Raw genomic sequence first — 20,704 nt, forward strand, 5'->3', positions numbered from 1 at the left:
ACCGGGGCGATCCCCACCGGAACACCGGGGCTCCCCCGCGCCCCGGCACCGGCCCTGCCCGCCGTGCCTGTAGAAGGGTCCTCTCTCCCATGAAGACGAATCGGCTTCTCCGCAGATCCCTCGCCGCCGTGGCCGTCGGCGCCCTGGTCCTCCCGGCCGCCGCGTGCAGCAGCTCCGCCGACAGCGGCTCCTCGGGCGACCCCGGCGCGCCGAACGGAGCGGAGGCCCCGCTGGACCCGTCCGCCAAGGTCACCATCAGCGCCGACTGCCAGCCGCCGACCACGAAGCCGGGGGAGCGCAGGCAGTGGGAGGAGGACATCGCGGAGTTCAACAAGACCTACCCGAACGTCACCATCAGGGCCACCGACGCCTCACCGTGCAACGAGCCCGCCAAGTTCACCGCGCAGCTCGCCGGCAAGACCCAACCCGACCTCTTCTACGCCTACTTCACGGACCTGGGCCAGGCGCTCGACGCTGGCGCGGTCGAGGACATCAGCGCGTACGTCAACGAGACGACCGTCCCGGCCCTGAAGGACATCGACCCCTCGGTGCTCGACACCCTCAGGAGCGAGGGCAAGCTCTACGGCCTCCCGGTCACCAACTACAAGATGGGCCTCATCTACAACCGCAAGCTCTTCACCCAGGCCGGTCTCGACCCCGACAAGCCGCCGACGACCTGGGCGGAGATCCGGACGGCCGCCCAGAAGATCTCCGCGCTCGGCAACGGCGTCAACGGCTACGGCGAGTACAGCGCGACCAACCAGGGCGGCTGGCACTTCACCGCCGAGCTGTACGGCCTCGGCGGCAGGATGACCGGTGACGACGGCAGGAAGGCCGCCTTCAACACCCGCGAGGGCAAGCAGGTCCTGCAGAACCTCCACGACATGCGCTGGACCGACGGCACGATGGGCGCCGCCCAGGGGCTCAAGTGGCCCGACCTGATGACCCAGACCTCCACCGACAAGCTCGGCATGTACATCGGGGCGCCGGACGACATCACGTACATGGTCCAGACCCTCAAGGGCAACTACGCCGACTACGGCATGGGTCCGATGCCAGGAGGCAGGGCCACCCTGCTCGGCGGCGACACCCGGCTCTTCAAGAAGGGGTCCACGCCCGACCAGATCAAGGCCGGCATCGCCTGGGTCACCTTCAAGTACCTGACCATGGGCAAGGGCCAGTTCGACTACGCCCGCAACAGGTCGGACAACCTGCCCGTCGGCATCCCTCAGCCCAACTTCTTCACCGGTTCGACCCTCGCGGCGGACAACGCGGCCAAGGCCGCCAGTGCAACCGTCCCGGTCCGGAACTACGCGCCCTACATCTCCGATCAGGTCCCGGGAAAGACCGAGCCGGCCAACGCCCAGCAGCTCTACAAGGTCCTCGACAACGCGGTCTCCGCCGTGCTCACCGACCGGGGCGCCGACATCGACAAGCTGCTCGCCGACGCCGAGTCCCAGGCCAACAAGGTCCTGGCGAGCCTCGGTTAGCCGACGCGGGGGACAACCCGCCCCGGGCCTCAGCCGCCCACGGCCACCCCGACGGACACACACGGATACGAAGACCGACCGACAAGCAGACCGACCGACAAGCAGACCGACGGACATGCAGACCGGCGGACCGGGAACCGCCGACCCGCCCGACCCGCCGGTCCAGCCGGCACACCAGGAGCACCGATGGCCGGGACCATCTCCCCCTACAAGACCACCCGCCGGGCCAGTCGCATCCCGGCCGACCGCACGGGTGGCTCCGGAGGCCGCTCGCCCAAGCGTCCGGAACTCGGCCGGACCGTCCGCCGCAACGTCTCCGCCCACGGTTTCCTCTTCGGCGCCCTGGTGTGCTTCGGGTTCTTCACCTGGTACCCGATGGTCCGCGAAGTCGTCATGAGCTTCCAGAAGACCAGACGCGGAAAGACCACGTGGGTCGGGCTGGAGAACCTCGAACGGATCTTCGGCGACCCCGACTTCTGGACCGCCTGGCGCAACACCTTCCTCTTCACCGCGCTCGCGCTGCTCCTGGGCTTCGCGGTGCCGTTCTTCGTGGCCGTGCTCCTCAACGAGCTCCGGCACGCCAGGGCCTACCTGCGGATCCTGGTGTACATCCCGGTGATGATGCCGCCCGTCGCCGCGGTGCTGCTGTTCAAGTACTTCTACGACCCGGAGTACGGCCTCTTCAACTCGATCCTGACGACCCTCCACCTCCCCACCTCCGCCTGGCTCAACTCGCCGGACACCGCGATGGTCTCGGTGGTCGTCGCGGCCACCTGGATGAACATGGGCGGCGCCACCCTCATCTACCTGGCCGCCCTGCAGGGCATCCCCGGCGAGCTGTACGAGGCGGCCGACCTGGACGGCGCCGGCCTGTTCCGCAAGATCTGGCACGTCACCGTCCCGCAGACCAGGCTCATCCTCTCGCTCCTCCTGCTGCTGCAGATCGTCTCCACCATGCAGGTCTTCGTGGAGCCGTTCCTGCTCACCGGTGGGAACGGCCCGCAGAACTCCACGATGTCGGTCGTCTACCTGGTCTACGAGTACGCCTTCGACATGGGAGGCAACAACTACGGCGTCGCCTCCGCGATGGGCCTGGTCATGCTCGTGGTCCTCGCCGGCTTCTCGGCCCTGTACACGCGGCTCAGCCGCACCGACGACTAGGAAGGGCTCCGGCCATGGCAGCGAACGAACCCCGGACCCGGACGCTCGTCGCACAGACCCAGCTCGACCGACCGCTCGGGAAGGCCGTCTACCGGACGGTGCTCGTCCTCGTGGTCCTCGTCTTCACCGCCGTCTTCGTCGGCCCGCTCTACTGGCTGGTGACCGGCGGCCTCAAGAGCACCCAGGAGGTGATCCGGAGCCCGCCGACCCTCTTCCCGTCCGAGATCCACTGGGGCACCTACGCGGAGGCCTGGCGCCAGCTCAGGATGGGCCGCCTGCTGACCAACACCCTCTACTACGCGCTCGGGGCGCTCGCCTTCCAGCTGGTGTTCGACGTCGCCGCGGCCTACGCGCTCTCCAAGCTGCGGCCGATCCTCGGCAACGTGATCCTCGGCATGATGCTCGCGACCCTGATGGTCCCCTCCGCGGTCCTGATCGTGCCGCAGTACCTCACCGTGCTGGACCTCCCGCTGCTCCACCTCAACCTGATCGGCACCCCGTGGGCGATCTGGCTGCCCACCGTCGCCAACGCCTTCAACATCTTCCTGCTGAAACGGTTCTTCGACTCCGTCCCGGAGGACCTGCTGGCCGCAGCCGCGATCGACGGCGCCTCACCGACCCGGGCCCTGTGGTCGATCGTGCTGCCGATGTCCCGACCGATCCTCGGCGTGGTCTCCATCTTCGCCGTGGTCGCGGTCTGGAAGGACTTCCTCTGGCCGATGCTGGTCCTGCCGGACCCGGCCGACCACACGCTCAACATCGGCATCCGCTCCCTCGCCACCGGCCTGCCGCAGAACGTCGTGATCGCCGCCCTGGCCATCGCCTCCGCACCGACGATCGTCTTCTTCCTGATCTTCCAGCGCAGCATCGTGTCCGGCCTCACCTCCGGCGGCCTCAAGGGCTGAGCGCCCCGCCCGGAAGCGGTCGACCACCACGCCCCTCCCGTCCGGTCGAAAGGACCCCCCACCGTGGGACAGAACTCCAGCCGCCAGCCCGAGCACCCGGCCTGGTGGCGCGACGCGGCGATCTACCAGGTCTACCCGCGCAGCTTCGCCGACGGCAACGGCGACGGCACCGGGGATCTCGCCGGGGTCCGGTCCCGCCTCCCGTACCTCGCCGAACTCGGCGTCGACGCCATCTGGGTCAACCCCTGGTACCCGTCCCCGATGGCGGACGGCGGCTACGACGTCGCCGACTACCGCGACGTGGACCCGCTGTTCGGCACCCTGGAGGACGCCGAGAACCTGATCACCGAGGCGCTCGCTCACGGCATCCGCACCATCGTCGACATCGTCCCCAACCATGTCTCCGCCGAGCATCCGTGGTTCAGGCGGGCCCTCGCCGCCGTCCCCGGCAGCCCCGAGCGCGAGCTGTTCCACTTCCGCCCCGGCCGCGGCCCGGACGGCGAACTGCCGCCCAACGACTGGGAGTCCGAGTTCGGCGGCTGCCCCTGGACCAGGACCACCGACCCGGACGGAACGCCCGGCGAGTGGTACCTGCACCTCTTCGCCAGCCAGCAGCCCGACCTCAACTGGGCCCACCCGCAGGTCCGCAGCGAGCACGTGTCGATCCTGCGCTTCTGGTTCGACCGCGGAGCCGCCGGCGTCCGCATCGACTCCGCGGCCCTCCTCGTCAAGGACCCCGAACTGCCCGACTTCCGCAAGGGGGTGGACCCCCATCCCTTCACCGACCGCGAGGAGCTGCACGAGATCTACCGGTCCTGGCGCAGGATCGCCGACTCCTACCCGGGCGAGCGCATCCTCGTCGGGGAGGTGTGGCTGCCCGACGCCGAGAGGTTCACCCGCTACCTGCGCCGCGACGAGCTGCACACCGCGTTCAACTTCGACTTCCTGGCCCGCCCGTGGGAGCCGGAGGCGCTGCGCGAGTCCATCGACTCCACCCTCGCCCTGCACGCCCCGGCCGGGGCCCCCGCGACCTGGGTCCTCTGCAACCACGACGTCACCCGCACGGTGACCCGTTACGGCCGCAGGGACACCCGTTTCGACTTCGCGGCCAAGGCCTTCGGAACCCCCACCGACGTCGCCCTCGGCCTGCGCCGGGCCCGCGCCGCCGCGCTGCTCTCCCTCGCCCTGCCGGGTGCCGTCTACCTCTTCCAGGGCGAGGAGCTCGGCCTGCCCGAGGTGGAGGACCTCCCGATCGATCGTCTCCAGGACCCGATGCACCTGCGCTCCGGCGGCACCGACCCCGGCCGGGACGGCTGCCGCGTCCCGCTCCCGTGGTCCGGCCCCCTCCCGCCGTACGGCTTCTCGCCAGCGGGCACCGAACCGTGGCTGCCGCAGCCGGAGGGCTGGGCCGCGCTGACGGTGGAGGCGCAGAGCGCCGACCCGGACTCCGTGCTGTCGCTGTACCGCGCCGCGCTCCGGATCCGCCGGGGATCGCCCGGTCTGCGCGGCGACAAGTTCGAGTGGCTGCCCGGCGACCGCGGCGTCCTCGCCTTCCGCCGAGGCGCCGAGTTCGCCTGCGTCGTCAACCTCTCCCCGGCGCCCGTCGTCCTGCCCGCGCACGACACCGTCCTGCTCACCAGTCGGCCGCTCGACGGAAACCTCCTTCCCGTGGACGCCGCGGCCTGGCTGCGGTCGCGGTGACGGCCCGCCATCACCGGGCCCTCCCTCGCGGATCCTGCCGGGCGCAGGATCCGACCGAAAAGGGCTGAAGCGGTCGGCCGGCCACGGCCGCCCCTGCGCTCCCCTGCGCTCCCTGCCCTCCCCGGCGGCGCCGGCCGGTCCGGTGCCGTCGCCCGTCCTGAGCTCGTCGGCCCTCCCCGGAGGATCCAGATGATGTCGGCTCGGTCACCGCCCCCTCTCGCCAGGCCCCTCCGCGACGCCCGCCCGGACCGCCCCGCCGGTCGGGGCCGCGGCACGCACGCGCCCACTCCCTCCCGGAGAGGCTCCGCTTTCCGGGCCTGTCCGCCCCCCACCTGTCATCCTGATGAGATCCAGAGGACTCCCGTGAGATCGACAGCTCCGATTTCCCGACTCGTGGCAGGGCTGGCCTCGGCCTGCCTGCTGCTCGTCGCCGGCCCGTTACTGCCCGCCCGGGCCGCCGGCGGCCCCGACCTGGCCGCCGGCAAGCCGGCCGCCGCCGGCAGCGCCACCGCCGGCCGAGGCGCCGCCTTCGTCAACGACGGCGACCAGAACACCTACTGGGAGAGCGCCGGCACCGCCCTCCCGCAGTGGGTCCAGGTCGACCTCGGCAGCACCACCGCCGTCGACGAGGTGGTGCTCAAGCTCCCCGCGAGCTGGGGTGCCCGCACCGAGACGCTCGCCGTTCAGGGCAGCACCGACGGCACCGCCTTCTCCACCCTCACCGCCTCGGCCCCGTACTCCTTCGAACCGGGCGCCGGCAACACGGTGAGGATCGGCTTCCCGTCGACCGGTACCCGCTTCGTCCGGGTGGACATCTCCGCCAACACCGGCTGGCCGGCCGCGCAGATCTCCGAGCTGGAGGTGCACGGCACCACCGGCTCCAGCGCCAACCTGGCCCGCGGCCGGGCCTTCACGGCCGGCAGCAGTTCGGGCGGCTACGGCGCGGGCAACGTCGACGACGGCAACCAGGGAAGCTACTGGGAGAGCGCGAGCAACGCGCTCCCGCAGTGGATCCAGGTCGACCTCGGGACGGCGGTCGCCGTCAGCCGGCTGGTCCTGAAGCTGCCGACGGGCTGGGAGCGGCGGACCCAGACCCTCGTCGTGCAGACCAGTACCGACGGCAGCACCTTCACCGACCGGGTCGCCTCCGCCGACTACGTCTTCGACCCGGCCACCGGCAACACGGTGACGGTGGACACCGGCACCACCACGGCCCGGTACGTCCGGCTGAAGGTCACCGCCAACACCGGCTGGCCGGCCGCCCAGCTCGCGGAGTTCGAGGTGTACGGCCCGGTGACCGGGGACACCCGGGCGCCGACCGCGCCCGCGAACCTGACGTACACCCAGCCGTCCTCCGGGCAGGTCCGGCTGGCCTGGAGCGCGGCGAGCGACAACACCGGGGTCACCGGCTACGACGTCTACGCCGACAACGCCCTGGTCAGCAGTGTCGCGGGAAACGTGCTGACGTACACCGACAGCCGGGCCGACGGCGCCACCGTCTCGTACTACGTGAAGGCCAGGGACGCGGCCGGCAACCAGTCGGCCGCCAGCAACACCGTGACCCGCACGGGCGCCCCCGGGGACACCCAGGCGCCGTCCGCGCCGACGAACCTGACGTACACCCGGCCGACCTCCGGGCAGGTCCGACTGGCCTGGGGCGCGGGCGCCGACAACGTCGCGGTCACCGGGTACGAGGTCTTCGCCGACGGCGCGTTGCAGGCCGAGGTGGCCGGCAACGTGCTGACGTACACCGACAGCCGGGCCGACGGCGCCACGGTGTCGTACTACGTGAAGGCCAGGGACGCGGCCGGCAACCGCTCCGAGGCGAGCAACACCGTCGTCCGGACCGGCAACGACGGTGGCGGTGGCACCAACCTGGCCGGGGGCAAGCCGATCACGGCCGACTCCAGCATCTACACCTTCGTCGCGGCGAACGCCAACGACGACGACGTGACCACCTACTGGGAGGGCGCGGGCGGCAGCTACCCCAATGAGCTGACCACGCGGCTGGGTTCCAACGCGACCGTCGGTTCGGTGGTGCTGAAGCTCGACCCGGCCGCGGCCTGGGCCACCCGCACCCAGACCGTGGAGGTACTCGGCCGGGAGCAGAACGCGACCGGATTCACCAGCCTGGTGGCCGCGAAGCCCTACACGTTCTCCCCGGCCTCGGGCAACACGGTGACGATCCCGCTGACGGCCACCGCGGCCGACGTCCGGCTGCGGATCACCGCCAACTCCGGTGCCGGAGCCGGGCAGATCGCGGAGTTCCAGGTGATCGGCACCCCGGCGCCCAACCCCGACCTCACGGTCACCGCGGTCTCGGCCTCTCCGGCCGCTCCGGTGGAGACCGACCCGCTCACGCTCTCGGCGACGGTCAGGAACGCCGGCACGGCCGCCTCCGCCGCCACCGCCGTCGACCTCTACCTGGGCGGTGCCAAGGCCGGCACCGCGCAGCTCGGCCCGCTGGCCGCCGGTGCCTCCGCGACCGTCTCGGTCCCGACGGGCCCGCAGAACGCGGGCAGCTACCAGCTGCGAGCCGAGGCCGACCCGGCCGGCGCCGTCGTCGAACGGGACGAGACCAACAACGCCCACACCGCGCCGGCCCCGCTGGTGGTGAGTCAGGTCGCCGGTTCCGACCTGGTCGCCGCGCCCGTCAGCTGGACCCCGGGCAACCCGGCGAGCGGCAACGAGGTCACGTTCTCGGTGGCGGTCAAGAACCAGGGCACGACCGCCTCGGCGGGCGGCGCCCACGGCATCGGTCTGACGGTGACCGACGCCACCGGTGCGGTCGTCAGGACCCTGACCGGCAGCCACACCGGCGTCATCGCGCCCGGTGCCACCGGCTCCCCGGTGAACCTGGGCAGTTGGACGGCGGGCAACGGCCGGTACACCGTGAGGGCGGTCATCGCCACCGACGCCAACGAACTGCCGGTCAAGCAGGCGAACAACACCTCCACCCAGTCGCTGTTCGTCGGCCGCGGCGCCAACCTGCCGTTCGACACCTACGAGGCCGAGGACGGCGTGCTGGCCGGCGGCGCCGCGGTGGTCGGGCCCAACCGGACCGTCGGCGACCTCGCGGGCGAGGCCTCCGGCCGCAAGGCCGTCACCCTGAACACGACCGGCGCCTCGGTCGAGTTCACCACCAAGGCGCCGACCAACACCCTGGTGACCCGCTTCTCAATCCCGGACGCGCCGGGCGGCGACGGCATCGACGCGAAACTCGACGTCTACGTCGACGGGGTCTTCCTCAAGGCCCTCGACCTCACCTCCAAGTACTCCTGGCTGTACGGCAGCGAGACCGGTCCGGGCAACTCGCTCGGCGCCGGCGGCCCCCGGCACGTCTACGACGAGGCGAACCTGCTGCTCGGCACCACCCTCCCGGCCGGCAGCAGGATCAAGCTGCAGAAGGACGCCGGCAACAGCACCACGTACGCCATCGACTTCGTCAGCCTGGAGCAGGCGACCCAGCTCCCCAACCCCGACCCGGCCCGGTACGCGGTGCCGACCGGCTTCACCCACGGCGATGTGCAGGCGGCTCTGGACCGGGTCCGGATGGACACCACCGGCGCCCTGGTGGGCGTCTACCTCCCGAGGGGGGACTACCAGACCGCCAGCAAGTTCCAGGTCCACGGCAAGGCGGTGAGGGTGGTCGGCGCGGGCCCCTGGTTCACCCGGTTCCACGCCCCGTCCTCGCAGTCCAACACCGACGTCGGCTTCCGGGCCGACGCCTCGGCCAACGGCTCGTCCTTCACCGGCTTCGCCTACTTCGGCAACTACACCTCCCGCATCGACGGCCCCGGCAAGGTCTTCGACTTCGCCAACGTCGCCGACATCACCATCGACGACATCTGGACCGAGCACGTGGTCTGCCTGTACTGGGGCGCCAACACGGACCGGATGAAGATCACCAACTCCCGGATCCGCAACACCTTCGCCGACGGCGTCAACATGACCAACGGCTCGACCGACAACCTGGTCTCCAACAACGAGGCCCGAGCCACCGGGGACGACTCCTTCGCGCTGTTCTCGGCGATCGACGCGGGCGGGGCGGACGAGAAGAACAACGTCTTCGAGAACCTGACCTCGATCCTGACCTGGCGGGCCGCCGGCGTCGCGGTCTACGGCGGGTACGCCAACACCTTCCGCAACATCTACATCGCGGACACCCTGGTCTACTCGGGGATCACCATCTCCTCGCTGGACTTCGGGTACCCGATGAACGGCTTCGGCGCCTCGCCGACGACCGATCTGAAGAACATCTCCGTCGTCCGGGCCGGCGGCCGCTTCTGGGGGGCGCAGGTCTTCCCGGCGATCTGGGTGTTCTCGGCCTCGAAGGTGTTCCAGGGCATCAGGGTCACCGACGTGGACATCGTGGACCCGACGTACAGCGGCATCATGTTCCAGACCAACTACGTGGGCGGTCAGCCGCAGTTCCCGGTCGCCGACACGGTGTTCAGCAACATCTCGATCTCCGGTGCGCGGCGCAGCGGTGACGCCTCCGACGCCAGGTCCGGTATCGGCGTCTGGGCCAACGAGCTGCCCGAACCGGGGCAGGGCCCGGCGGTCGGTTCGGTGACCTTCGACCACCTGCGGTTCAGCGACAACCACCAGAACATCCGCAACACCACCTCGACGTTCACCATCAAGGTCAACCCGTAGGGAGGGGAACCTCCCGGTGACGGGCGGTTCCGTGCCGCCGGGAGGTCTCCGACCTCCCGGCGGTCCTTGCGTTCCGGCGCGGCGCCCCACCTGGCATACCGGGCTCAGGGCTTGCGGGGATCGGCAAGCGGCGTGCGGTTCCTGTCCGATCGACCGTTGGAATTTGCGTCTTCGTCGCAAGACCATGCAATTTCCTTGCGTGGCGGAGCTAGAATGGCCGCATGACACGACGACTGGCCCAGGTGGCGAAGAAGGTCGGGGTCAGCGAGGCCACGGTCAGCCGGGTGCTGAACGAGAAGCCCGGCGTCTCGGAGACGACCAGGGCGGCGGTGCTGACGGCGCTGGACGTGCTGGGATACGAGCGCCCCACCCAACTGCGCGGTGAGCGGGCGCGGTTGGTGGGCATGGTGATGCCGGAGCTGCAGAACCCGATCTTCCCGGCCTTCGCCGAGGCGGTGGGCGGCGCGCTGGCCGGGCAGGGGTTCACCCCGGTGCTGTGCACGCAGTCCGCGGGCGGGATCTCGGAGGCGGACTACGTGGACCTGCTGCTGGCCCAGCAGGTGTCGGGGGTGGTGTTCTTCGGTGGTCTGTACGCGCAGGCCGACGCCGCCCACGACCACTACGAGCGGTTGGCGGAGCGCAGTCTGCCGACGGTGCTGCTGAACGCGGCGATCGAGGGCCTGGACTTCGCGCGGGTCTCCTGTGACGACGCGGTGGCCGTGGAGCAGGCGATGGGGCACCTGCGGCAGCTCGGTCACCGCAGGATCGGCCTGGTACTGGGGCCGGCGGACCACGTGCCGTCCCAGCGGAAGTTGGACGCGGCGCGGCGGGCCGCGGCCTCGGCGGGCCTGGAGCTGCCGGACAGCCACGTCAAGCGCGCGCTGTTCACCCTGGAGGGGGGCCAGGCGGCCACCACGCGGCTGCTGGGCGAGGGGGTGACCGGGATCGTCTGTGCCAGTGACCCGCTGGCGTTGGGCGCGGTGCGGGCGGTGCGCCGGGTGGGGCTGTCGGTGCCCGGCGACGTGTCGGTGATCGGCTACGACGACTCCTCGTTCATGACCTGCACCGATCCGCCGCTGACCACGGTGCGCCAGCCGATCGAGGCGATGGGCCGGGCGGCCGTGGACCTTCTGGCGGGGGAGATCGCGGGCGCGAGGATCACCCACGACGAGCTGCTGTTCGAGCCGGAGCTGGTCGTGCGCAGCTCCACCGGGCCGGCCCCCGCCGCCGGCTGACCGCACGCGGCCCTACACAGCCCCACGCGGCCGCAGGCCCCGCCGTTCCGGTCCATCGGAACGGCGGGGCCTGCGGCGCTTCGGGTTCTGCCCGGGGGACGCGGGGTCAGGAGGTGTAGGCCTCGAACTCGGCGAGCTGGGCGGCCGGCCAGCCGGTGTTGCCGGTGAACGAGAGCCGCAGGTGACGTGCGGTGGTGCCCGGTACGGCGAGGGTGACCGTGTTGCCGGTGGCCGGGTCGAAGCGGTGGGCGGCTTCGGCCCTGGCCGTGGTCCACGTCGTGCCGTCGGTGCTCGCGAGCACCGCGAGGGTCTGGGTCCGGGCGGTCCAGGCGGGGGCCGGCGGCAGTTTCAGCACCAGCCGGCCGACGGCGGTGGGGGCGCCGAGGTCGGCGGTCAGCGACTGCGGGAAGGCGTGGCCGGTGCTCTCCCAGTAGCTTCCGGTGTCGCCGTCGGCGGCCTGGCCGGGGCCGTAGCCGCCGACCGAGCCGGTGGCGGTGAGGGGCTTGCCCGCGAGGAGGTTGGTTCCGGCCGGGGGTGTGGTGGTCGGCGTGGTGGGCGTCGGGGTGGCGGTCGCGCCGGTGGCCCGGATCTCCAGCTCGCCGAGCTGGGCGGCCGGCCAGCCGGTGTTCCCGGTGACGGTCACCCGGACGAAGCGGGCGTTGCTGCGGGGGAGTCCGATGGTGACGGCGTTGCCACCGGCCGGATCGAAGGTGCGCCCGGCGGCGGGGGCCAGGGTGGTGAAGGCGGTGCCGTCGGCGGAGCCCTCGACGGAGAGGGTCTGGGTGCGTGCACCCCACGAGGCGGGGAGCCTGGCGGTGACGCTGTCCACGCCGGTCACGGCGCAGAGGTCGACGGTCAGCGCCTGGGGGAACGCGTCGTTGGCGCTCTCCCAGTAGGTGGCGGCGTCGCCGTCCACGGCGTTGGCGGCGGTGTAGGTCTGGTTGCGGCTGGTGGCCGTGGTGTTCTTGCCCCGGGCCAGGTTGCCCGTGCCGGGATCGCAGGCCGGCGGTGTGGTCGGGGCGGTGGTCGTCGGCGAGGGTGCGCTGGGGGAGGGGGTCGTCGGGGTGGTGGGCACACTCGGTGTGGGGGACGGCGTCGGGGTTCCGCCGGTCGGGCGGCCGCCGTAGGTGAACCGCGGGGCGGGCCACAGGCCGGAGCAGGTGGAGCCGGACCAGCCGGAGTTCCCCCCGCCGTCGGTGACCTTGAATCCGGCGCCGACGCAGTTGTGGGTCGGGGTGGCGCTCTGGGCGATGTTCTTCGCGGTCACGTGGGTGAACCGCATGTCGGCGGCGGCCTGGGCCTGGATCGCGTAGGTGCCGGCCCCGTCGATGGTGGTGTTGGTGAACTCGATGCCCTCGGACGAGCCCTCGATGGTGTGGATCGCCGCGTAGGAGCTGTCGAGGACGTCGGTGTCGGTCACGGTGATGTGCGCGCCCCTGATCGGCTCGTTGAGGCCGCTGAACCAGATGGCGCCGACGCCGAAGTTCCAGTTGTAGTCGCTGTTGCCGGTCCGGATCAGGGTGTTCCTGGCAGCGGTGATGGTCCCGGCCACGGCGGTGCCGTTGCCGGAGCCGACCCCCGGGTAGCGGTTGGCGATGTGCAGGCCGCCGCCGTTGGTGACGGTGTCGGCCATCACGTTGTCGGAGATGGTGAAGTCCTTGCCGCCGTAGGTGACGATGTTGTTCGCCAGGATCGGCAGGACCACGGTGTTGCGGGTGAAGCTGTCGCCGACGTTGGGCACCCGCTCCGGCCAGGAGGCGAGGCCGTCGTCGCCGGTATTGCGGACGAAGGTGTTGGTGACCGTCGAGCCGGTGACGCCGGTGTGGAAGTTCACGCCGTCGGCGGTCTGGTCCAGGATGCGGCTGTTCCTGAGGGTGAAGCGGTCCATCGGACCGTCCATCCAGGCGGCCACCTTGGTGTGCTGGATCCAGAGGTTGTCGACGGTGGAGTTGCTCATCGCGCCGCCGATGGCGTTCACCTGGTCGTCGTCGACGCGCTCCCTGATGTCGCCGATGACGGCGAAGTCCTTGAGGGTGACGTTGCGGCTCGGGCCGTTCGACTCGTGCGGGCGGACCGCCCCGCCGTACCCGCCGCCGGGGGCGTACTTGCCGTAGATGCCGGCGGCCCGGTTCCGGTTCACCGGGTCGCGTCCGCCGAGCACGCTGTACCAGGGCCCGGCGCCGGCCAGCGTGACGCCGTCCACCACGACGTGGTCGTAGAGGGTGAAGCTGCCCGGCGGGACGAAGACCGTCCGGCCCTGCGCCTGGCCGGCGTCGACCGCGGCCTGGAACCTCGCGGTGCTGTCGGCGGCTCCGGTGGGGTCGGCGCCGAAGTCGGCCACGACGTCGATGGCGCCGGCGGGTGCGGCGATCGGCGCGGCGACCTGCTCGAAGTCGGCCAGGTCGACGGTGAAGGTCGGCGACTGCGCGGTCGAGGTGACCTGCAGCCGGATCCTGGTGCCGGTCGGCAGCGAGGAGCCGAACATGGTCCGGGTCTCGTCGTAGAAGTGGTGCGGGTTGGTGTCCCCGGGGTTGTTGTTGAACGGGTACCCCCCGTAGTACCAGCCGTACTTGGAGGTGACCGGCAGGTCCTTCAGCTTCACCCCGTCGACCAGGAGACCGAGCGAGGCGTCCCGGCCCCGGCCGTCCGCGCTGTCCGGGAGGGAGTACCGGAAGCTCATCGCGTTGGCCGGTGCGGTGAGGGTGAACTCGACGTACTCGCCGGGGGCGTCGAGGGTGACGGCCTGGCGCCCGGAGGCCTCGGAGGGGAGCGTGCCGTACGCCCGCTCGGGGCCGATCACGGTGCCGTTGGTCGCCGCGTACTCGGCCTCCTGCTCCTTGAACGGCACGGTGGCGCCCCGGGCGGGGACGTCCAGCGGGGAGAGCGTCGGCACCGCGGCGGCGTGGGCGGGGGCGGCCGTCGTGACGGCGGCCGCGGTGAACAGGCCGGCCGCGCCCACCGCGACGGCGGTGAACGCGGCGAGGCCGTTCCGGAACCGGATCCGTGGCTGCGGGCGGCGTTGTCGTTGCATGGAGTCAGCACATCCTTGCCGGTCGTGGGGGTGATGGCGGGGTGGTGGTGACGGGGTGGTGATGGCGGGGTGGTGGCGGTGGGGTGCGAGCCCGCGAGGTCGGCCGTCGCCACGGGCGGGGCGCCCGGTGAACGGAGCGGAGCGCACCGGGAGTTGGGGAGCGGCGCGGGGGTTGCCGCCGAGGCGAGAGACTACGGTCGGTCATCGCATGAAGTCCATAGGAAAGAGCAAAGATGTGACACAGGACTGCAAGACATCGATTCTCATTCGCCCAGGACTGACCGCCCCCTCCCTCGCCTCCACGGGGATGTCCGGCAGGGTGCCGTCCACTTGATGCGAACGGACTTGGGCGGGGGATCAAGTGTCCTGCGGGCAGGGATCGGTCGGGTTCGTTGACACGCTCGTCGCCGGCCTGTATTCCTGGGAGCTCATCCCTGCGCAAAAGATGAACAGATGCATGTCGTCTAATCGACCGACTGTCTCTCCTCGGCAGGCAGCGGGAGCGGCGACGTCATGGGGACCGCCGTGCGTCCGCGGCCGTCCGCGGCGCCGCCCGGGCGGCGCCGGGGGAATCACCGGGCCGAGGGGCCGGACCGTCCGACCTGCCCCTCGGTTGCCCGGCTCGTGAGGTGCCACTGACGACTCGTCGGGCACGCGTACACCCGCTTCGGGTAGTAGCCGAGATCACGCCGACTCGTGATGGCCAGGAGCGCCTCCAGGGCGAGATCCCAGGAGTCGTAGCGGACCTTCCCGCACCGACACCCGTCGGCGTCGGTCCTCCGGGGATCCTCCAGCGGGCCGAGGCGGCCCGTGGCGAGGTACTGACACACCTCCGGAAGGGTCTTGAGGACGCCGGGCCCGAGGTGCGACGACTCGGCCGCGCGGTGGAGACCGGCGAACGTGGGGTGGGTCGGAGGCTCGACGCTCCGGACCGCGCGGGAGAGCCGTCGGCCGGTCCATCCGAGCAGGGTCTCGGCGAGGGGGTGCGGCTGCGGGAACTCGCCCGTGTCACGGACGTGCTGGAGCAGGTCGTCCGCGGTTCGGGACGCCAGGACGATCGTCACGTCGTCCGAGTGTTCGGCGGCCACGAGGCCCGCCAGCACGCCCAGCACGGCGGCTTCGTCGGTGTTGCGGGCGAGGGGGCCGGTCCGGAACCCGAAGACCTTCTTGTTGCCCGGGCTGTCCTTCCGTCCGGCGAAGGTACCGTCCGGCTTCCTCACGTTGATGATGCGCCGTATGTGGCAGGTCGCCTCGTCGCGGTTCCAGGCGGCCCACACGAAGATGCGGTGTCGCCTGCCGGCGTCCTCCGGTACGTGGTTCATCGGATCATCTTCCTCCGGGTGGTGGCGCCTTGACACGGAACCCGGGTCTTCCTTGCGGATCCTGCCTTCGTCCCGCGCCGTGGACTGCGGAGTCCGTCCGCCTTGCCGTGCGGCCCGCTGGTCACGGTCCTGCGGGCCGGACGACGTCAGGTGTCCGCCTGTGCTGCGTGAGGAAGGCGGCGAGCTCCTTGTCGTAGGCGGCGGGATCGGCGTTCCACGCGCCGGTGTGGCTCGCTCCTTCGACGGTGACGAGGGTGACCTTGCCGGGCCAGTCGCGGGCGAACTCGGCGCTGGTGGCGTAGGGCACGACGCTGTCGCCGGTGCCGTGGAAGAGCAGGACGGGCTGCTCGGGGCCGCCGGTGCGCCGGTTGACGGCCAGGGCGTCGATGTCGTCGAAGTCCACGTCCGCGCGCAGGCCGATGATCCCGGTCTCGAGGGCGGCGACGGGTGCGGGCAGACCGAGGCCGGTCACGATGGAGTCGAGGGCCGCGCGGTAGTCCAGGGCGGGCGAGTCGAGGACGACGGCGCTGACGGCGTCGGTGTCGGCGGCGCGCTGGAGGTAGGCCTCCACGACGGCCCCGCCCATGGAGTAGCCGATCAGGACGACATCGGTGGCCCCCTGGCTGCGGGCGTACCGGACGGCGGCGTCGAGGTCGCGCCACTCGGTGTCGCCGAAGTGGCGCTTGCCGCTGCTGTCCCTGGGGGCGCCGGGGTCGTTGCGGTAGGTGATGTCGAGGACGGGGTGGCCGAGTTCGTGCAGTTGGGGCATGGTGCGCAGTCCGGCGGCGCGGCCGGCGCCGAGCCCGTGGACCTGGATGGCCCAGGTGGTGCCGGTGCCGGGGACGAACCAGGCGGGCATCGGGCCGAGTTCGCCGGGGTAGGTGACGTCCTGGAAGTCGAGCCCGGCGGCCTGCCGGGGGTCGGAGTTCCAGACGGTGACGATGATCTTCGCCTTGGCGCCGGGGGTGGGCACCGTGTCGGCGGTGAGCTCCCTGGTGACGGTGTCGCCGTCGGTGGTGAGGACGGACCCGAGGACGCCGTGGTGGCGGCGGTCGGCGGTGTCCTGCCAGACCAGGCCGTAGGTGCCGGCGTAGCGGCTGTCGGTGGTGGCGGGGAGGGTCACCGTGCCGGGGCCGGAGGCGAGGACGCGGGTGTTGAGCGGGGTGTCGTCGATGGGGCTGACGATCTTGCCCGCGGCCAGCCAGAGCAGACCGGCGGCGGCGCCGAGCGCCAGGACGAGAATGCCTGCGACGACCGTGAGCAGGCGGCGGCGCAGCTTGGCGCGGCGAGTCCGGCGAACGGGCGTGGCGGGTGGGGTCGGCGTGGCGGGCGTGATGGGCGCGGCCGGTCGGGGCTGGGGTGAGGGGTTCTGCGGCATGGTCGGCGAGGGCTCCCGGTTCACGAGTGCTTCAGGGTGGTCGGGCCTGCGGAGAGGGTGAGGGCGAGGCCGGTCGGAGTGACGGCGAGGGCGGTGGGCGAGAGGCCCAGTGGGTAGCCGCCGCCCTGCTTCCTGGCGGTGAGGCGCTCGTTGATCCGGTCGAGCTGGGGCCCGGTGATCGTGCGGCCGAGGAATTCGAGCGCGGTGGCGGTGATCGTCACCCTGCCGTCGGTGAGGGCGGGCTTGAGCGTGAGCCGGCCGGTGCCGCCGGAGCCCAGGCCGAGTTCGATCGTGCCGGCGGCCGGATCGGTGCGGGCGGCACCGACCGGAAGGCTCTGGCCGGAGTCGCGCACGGTGGCGGCCAGGGCGTCGGCGGGGATCGTGATCTGCGCCGACACCCCGGCCGCACTGGGTACGGACGCGGCGAACCGCACGTCGGTCAGCGTGATCCGGGCCGAGGCGCCGCTCAAGCCGCCGAGCCGGGCGTTGTCGGCGCTCAGGGTGACGTGCTCCAGCCGCCGGTCGAGGATCTTGACGAGGGCCGGACCGCTGCCGGTGTCCACCTCCACCGGGGCACCGAGGGCCTTCGCGGTACTCTCGGCGATCCGGCTCTCCAGTACGTGCCCGGCGGCGACCTCCGCACCGGCGGCGAGGACCAGGACGGTGGCCACGGGCACCGCGACAGCGCGCGCGATCCGGCCGCGCCGGGTGGCGGGGCGCAGCATCCGGCGCAGCCGGCCGGGTGAGGGTGCCGGGGAACGGGGTGGGGCGGGACGGCGGGTCATGCTTCTCCTCGGGATGACTCGGGACGGCTCGGGACGGCTCGGGGCGGCTCGGGATGACGTGGGTCGGCTCGGGGCTCGGCACGCGGGCTCAGGTCCGGCGGCGGAGGCCGCGGGTGCGCGGACGGCTGCGGGTCCGGGCGAGCAACCCCGCGCCGGCGGCGAGCAGGACGGCCGTGGCCGCCACGCCGGCCAGTACCAGCGCCCTCGGATCCGTGACCACCGGTGCCCTCCTTCGCGTCCGGGCCCGCCGGTCGGGGGGCCCGGGAACAGGCTGGACCGGGGCTGCAAGCGGTGGGTTCGGCGAGTGTTCGGGGCGTGTAAGGATCACCGGCGGCGCCCCGGAGCGACCCGTTCGGCGCGTTAGCATCGGAGCAGTTCGAGACCCGCGACCGGAGCGTGCGCGGCGGCGGAGGTCGGAAGAGGACGGCGATGACACCGAGCAAGGGCCTGGTCCTGGTCGTGGAGGACGAGCGCCACATCGCCGACCTCCAACGCCTCTACCTCGCCCGCGAGGGCTTCGGGGTGCACACCGAGAGCGACGGGGTGGCCGGTCTGGACGCGGTCCGGCGGCTGCGGCCGGTGGCGGTCGTCCTGGACATCGGGCTCCCGGGCCTGGACGGCACCGAGATCTGCCGCCGCCTGCGTGCCGCCGACGACTGGACGCCGGTCGTCCTGGTGACGGCGCGCGACGAGGAGGCCGATCGGATCCTCGGCCTCGAACTGGGCGCCGACGACTACGTCACCAAGCCGTTCTCCCCGCGCGAGCTGGTCGCCCGGGTGAAGGCGGTGCTGCGCCGGACCGCCGGACCGCAGGCCGTCGGCGCCTACAGCGTCGGACGGCTGCGACTGGACCCGGAGCGCCGCACCGTGCACCGCGACGGGGAGCCGGTGGAACTGACCACCACCGAGTTCAACCTGCTGGCCCATCTGCTGGCCCGGCCGGGCCGGGTGTTCGGCCGCGACCAGCTGCTCTCACAGGTCTGGGGGCACGCCGACTACCGGGACAGCAGGGTCGTCGACGTCTACGTGTCCCAGCTGCGGGCCAAGCTCGGCGACGCCAGCCCGATCCGGACCGTTCGCGGCGTCGGCTACAGCGCCCAGGACGACGGGCGGTGAGGCTGCGCCCGCCGGCCCTTGCGCGAGCGGGTGCCCGTACAGGACCGGGTGCCCGTACGCGCGGCCGTACGCCGGGCGGTTCGCTGACCGGAAACCTGGTCCTGCTCGCCACCGTGGTGGCGACCGTGGCGGTGCTGCTGGCCGGGTTCGCGGGCTGGCGGACGGCCCGGTCCAACGCCGAGGCCCAGTACCGGGAACGGCTGGTCCGCCAGGCAGCCGTGCTGTCCGTCGCCCCCAACCTGTCGGTGCTGCTGCTCGACCAGGCGCAGCGGCTGACCGGGGCCACCGGTGTCCAGGTCGCCGTGATCGCCCCCGACGGCCAGGTGGCCGGCCCGTCGGCCGGTGCCGTCACCCCGGCCGACCGGGACGCCCTGCTGGCCGGCGAGGACATCTCCACCACGGCCGTGCTCGGTGGCGCGCGCGTCCTGCTGGAGGGCCGCCCGGCACGCGACGGCGCGGTGGTCCTCACCCAGCCCTTCACCGAAGTCGACGCCGCCGCCGACCGGATCCGCGCGGGCCTGACCCTTCCCCTGGTCGCCGGGCTGGTCGGGGCGGCGCTGGCCGGTGCCCTCCTCGCCCGGCGGATCGCCCGCCCCCTGGTGGACGCCGCCGCCGTCGCCCACCGGCTCGCCGGGGGCGAGCGCGACCTGCACTGCGCGGTCCACGGTCCCGCCGAGGCCCGCGAGGTGGCCCGCGCCCTCAACACCCTCGGCGCCGCCCTCGAACAGAGCGAAGGTCGCCAGCGCGCGTTCCTGACCTCGGTGTCCCACGAGATCCGCACCCCCCTCACCGCGCTGCGCGGCTTCGCCGAGGCCCTCGCCGACGGTGTGGTCGAACCCGGGCAGCAGGAGGAGGTCGGACGGATCCTCCTGTCCGAGACCGAGCGCCTGGACCGGTTCGTCACCGATCTCCTCGAACTCGCCCGCCTCGACGCCGACGACTTCCACATCACCCGGGAACCCGCCGATCTCGACGCACTCGTCCGGGAGACCGCGCGGGCCTGGACCCAGCAGGCCCGGCGGCAAGGGCTGGACCTGCGCCTGGAACACCCCGACGAACCGGTGACCGCGGCCACCGACGCCTTCCGCGTCCGCCAGCTCCTCGACGGCCTCCTCGCCAACGCCGTCCGTCACACCCCGCCCGGCGCACCCGTCGTCCTCGCCCTCCGGCGCACCGCCGAGGGCCAGGTGGAACTACAGGTCCGCGACGGCGGACCCGGTCTCACCGAGGACGACGTCCGCATCGCCTTCCGACCGGGCGCCCTGCGCGACCGCTACGCCGCCACCCGCCCCACCGGTACCGGCCTCGGTCTCGCCATCGCCCAACGCCTCGCCGAGCGTCTCGGCGCCACTCTCGTCCTTCGCGGCCACGGTCCCGAAGGCGGCGCCCACTTCACCGTCACCTTTCCGGGGGAGGGCTGACGCCCTGGCCCCGACCCCGTCCTCTGCCCTCGTCGGACGGGAAGATTCCCATGAATACGGGCTGATCAGCCGGGCAGACGGTCCTCCGACACTGACTACGGAGGTCGACTCATGGTTCCCCTTCTTCTCGTCCTGCTGCTGGCCCTGCTCCTGTTCGGGGCAGGTTTCGCGGTGAAGATCCTCTGGTGGGTGGCCATCATCGTCCTGGTGCTCTGGCTGGTCGGATTCGTCGCCCGCGGGACCCACTCCTCCGGTCGCCGCCACCGCTGGTACCGCTGGTGACCACAGGTCCGTCCGCACCAGGGAACGGGGGCGGGACCCGCGCACATGCGCCGGGTCCCGCCCCCGTTCCCGGGTACGGCCTTCCCGCCTCCGGCCCGCACCCGCCGTACGTCGAGGTCCACGGAGGGGCAGCCGGGTCCGCGCGCGCCGCCCGGAGCGGGCGACGGGCTGGGCGATGCCGAGGCGCCTGTCCGCGTTCCCCGTCGGTCGCCCGCCCC

14 protein-coding genes are annotated in these 20,704 nt (G+C 72.2%); 9 read left to right on the top strand and 5 right to left on the bottom strand.

The window, feature by feature from the left end; genetic code table 11:
- Positions 1 to 89: 89 nt before the first annotated feature.
- The 6 genes from PUR56_RS20155 to PUR56_RS20180 all read left to right on the top strand — a co-directional run bounded on the left by PUR56_RS20155 (position 90) and on the right by PUR56_RS20180 (position 11,151).
- Positions 90 to 1,490, top strand: a complete 1,401-nt coding sequence (locus PUR56_RS20155; protein WP_329875943.1) for an extracellular solute-binding protein — start codon at positions 90 to 92, stop codon at positions 1,488 to 1,490.
- Between the two features lie 186 nt (positions 1,491 to 1,676).
- Positions 1,677 to 2,651, top strand: coding sequence for a carbohydrate ABC transporter permease (locus tag PUR56_RS20160; RefSeq protein WP_443034535.1), 975 nt, complete (start codon positions 1,677 to 1,679; stop codon positions 2,649 to 2,651).
- Positions 2,652 to 2,665: 14 nt separating this feature from the next.
- Positions 2,666 to 3,556, top strand: coding sequence for a carbohydrate ABC transporter permease (locus PUR56_RS20165; RefSeq protein ID WP_329875944.1), 891 nt, complete (start codon positions 2,666 to 2,668; stop codon positions 3,554 to 3,556).
- A 63-nt stretch (positions 3,557 to 3,619) separates the two neighbouring features.
- The gene (locus PUR56_RS20170) at positions 3,620 to 5,257 is read left to right on the top strand and encodes a glycoside hydrolase family 13 protein (RefSeq protein WP_329875945.1); all 1,638 of its coding nucleotides are present in this window, start codon (positions 3,620 to 3,622) and stop codon (positions 5,255 to 5,257) included.
- A gap of 393 nt (positions 5,258 to 5,650) precedes the next feature.
- Complete coding sequence (locus PUR56_RS20175) at positions 5,651 to 9,916, top strand: discoidin domain-containing protein (protein ID WP_329949945.1); 4,266 nt, start codon at positions 5,651 to 5,653, stop codon at positions 9,914 to 9,916.
- A 221-nt stretch (positions 9,917 to 10,137) separates the two neighbouring features.
- On the top strand, positions 10,138 to 11,151 hold the full coding sequence (locus tag PUR56_RS20180) for a LacI family DNA-binding transcriptional regulator (protein ID WP_329949946.1): 1,014 nt from the start codon (positions 10,138 to 10,140) through the stop codon (positions 11,149 to 11,151).
- Positions 11,152 to 11,257: 106 nt separating this feature from the next.
- On the opposite strand, the gene PUR56_RS20190 is transcribed toward PUR56_RS20180, so the two are convergent.
- The 5 genes from PUR56_RS20190 to PUR56_RS20210 all read right to left on the bottom strand — a co-directional run bounded on the left by PUR56_RS20190 (position 11,258) and on the right by PUR56_RS20210 (position 17,887).
- A complete protein-coding gene (locus tag PUR56_RS20190) occupies positions 11,258 to 14,182 on the bottom strand; it encodes a discoidin domain-containing protein (protein WP_443034536.1) in 2,925 nt (974 codons plus the stop codon).
- 572 nt (positions 14,183 to 14,754) lie between these two features.
- Positions 14,755 to 15,504: a hypothetical protein gene (locus PUR56_RS20195; RefSeq protein WP_329875948.1), complete on the bottom strand. Its 750-nt coding sequence runs from the start codon at positions 15,502 to 15,504 to the stop codon at positions 14,755 to 14,757.
- 121 nt (positions 15,505 to 15,625) lie between these two features.
- Positions 15,626 to 16,906, bottom strand: coding sequence for an alpha/beta hydrolase (locus PUR56_RS20200; protein WP_329949947.1), 1,281 nt, complete (start codon positions 16,904 to 16,906; stop codon positions 15,626 to 15,628).
- Complete coding sequence (locus tag PUR56_RS20205; protein WP_329949948.1) at positions 16,903 to 17,667, bottom strand: LmeA family phospholipid-binding protein; 765 nt, start codon at positions 17,665 to 17,667, stop codon at positions 16,903 to 16,905. The genes PUR56_RS20200 and PUR56_RS20205 overlap by 4 nt, the downstream gene beginning before the upstream one ends.
- An 88-nt stretch (positions 17,668 to 17,755) precedes the next feature.
- A complete protein-coding gene (locus PUR56_RS20210) occupies positions 17,756 to 17,887 on the bottom strand; it encodes a hypothetical protein (RefSeq protein WP_329875951.1) in 132 nt (43 codons plus the stop codon).
- Positions 17,888 to 18,096: 209 nt separating this feature from the next.
- Here PUR56_RS20210 and PUR56_RS20215 point away from each other — a divergent pair, with 209 nt between their 5' ends.
- From PUR56_RS20215 to PUR56_RS20225, 3 genes are all read left to right on the top strand, one after another.
- The gene (locus tag PUR56_RS20215) at positions 18,097 to 18,783 is read left to right on the top strand and encodes a response regulator transcription factor (protein WP_329949949.1); all 687 of its coding nucleotides are present in this window, start codon (positions 18,097 to 18,099) and stop codon (positions 18,781 to 18,783) included.
- A gap of 113 nt (positions 18,784 to 18,896) precedes the next feature.
- Positions 18,897 to 20,204: a HAMP domain-containing sensor histidine kinase gene (locus PUR56_RS20220; RefSeq protein WP_329949950.1), complete on the top strand. Its 1,308-nt coding sequence runs from the start codon at positions 18,897 to 18,899 to the stop codon at positions 20,202 to 20,204.
- Between the two features lie 111 nt (positions 20,205 to 20,315).
- Positions 20,316 to 20,486, top strand: a complete 171-nt coding sequence (locus PUR56_RS20225; RefSeq protein ID WP_329875954.1) for a hydrophobic protein — start codon at positions 20,316 to 20,318, stop codon at positions 20,484 to 20,486.
- Positions 20,487 to 20,704: the final 218 nt, after the last annotated feature.

It is taken from the genome of Streptomyces sp. BE303 (assembly GCF_036290945.1).
GTDB lineage: Bacteria > Actinomycetota > Actinomycetes > Streptomycetales > Streptomycetaceae > Kitasatospora.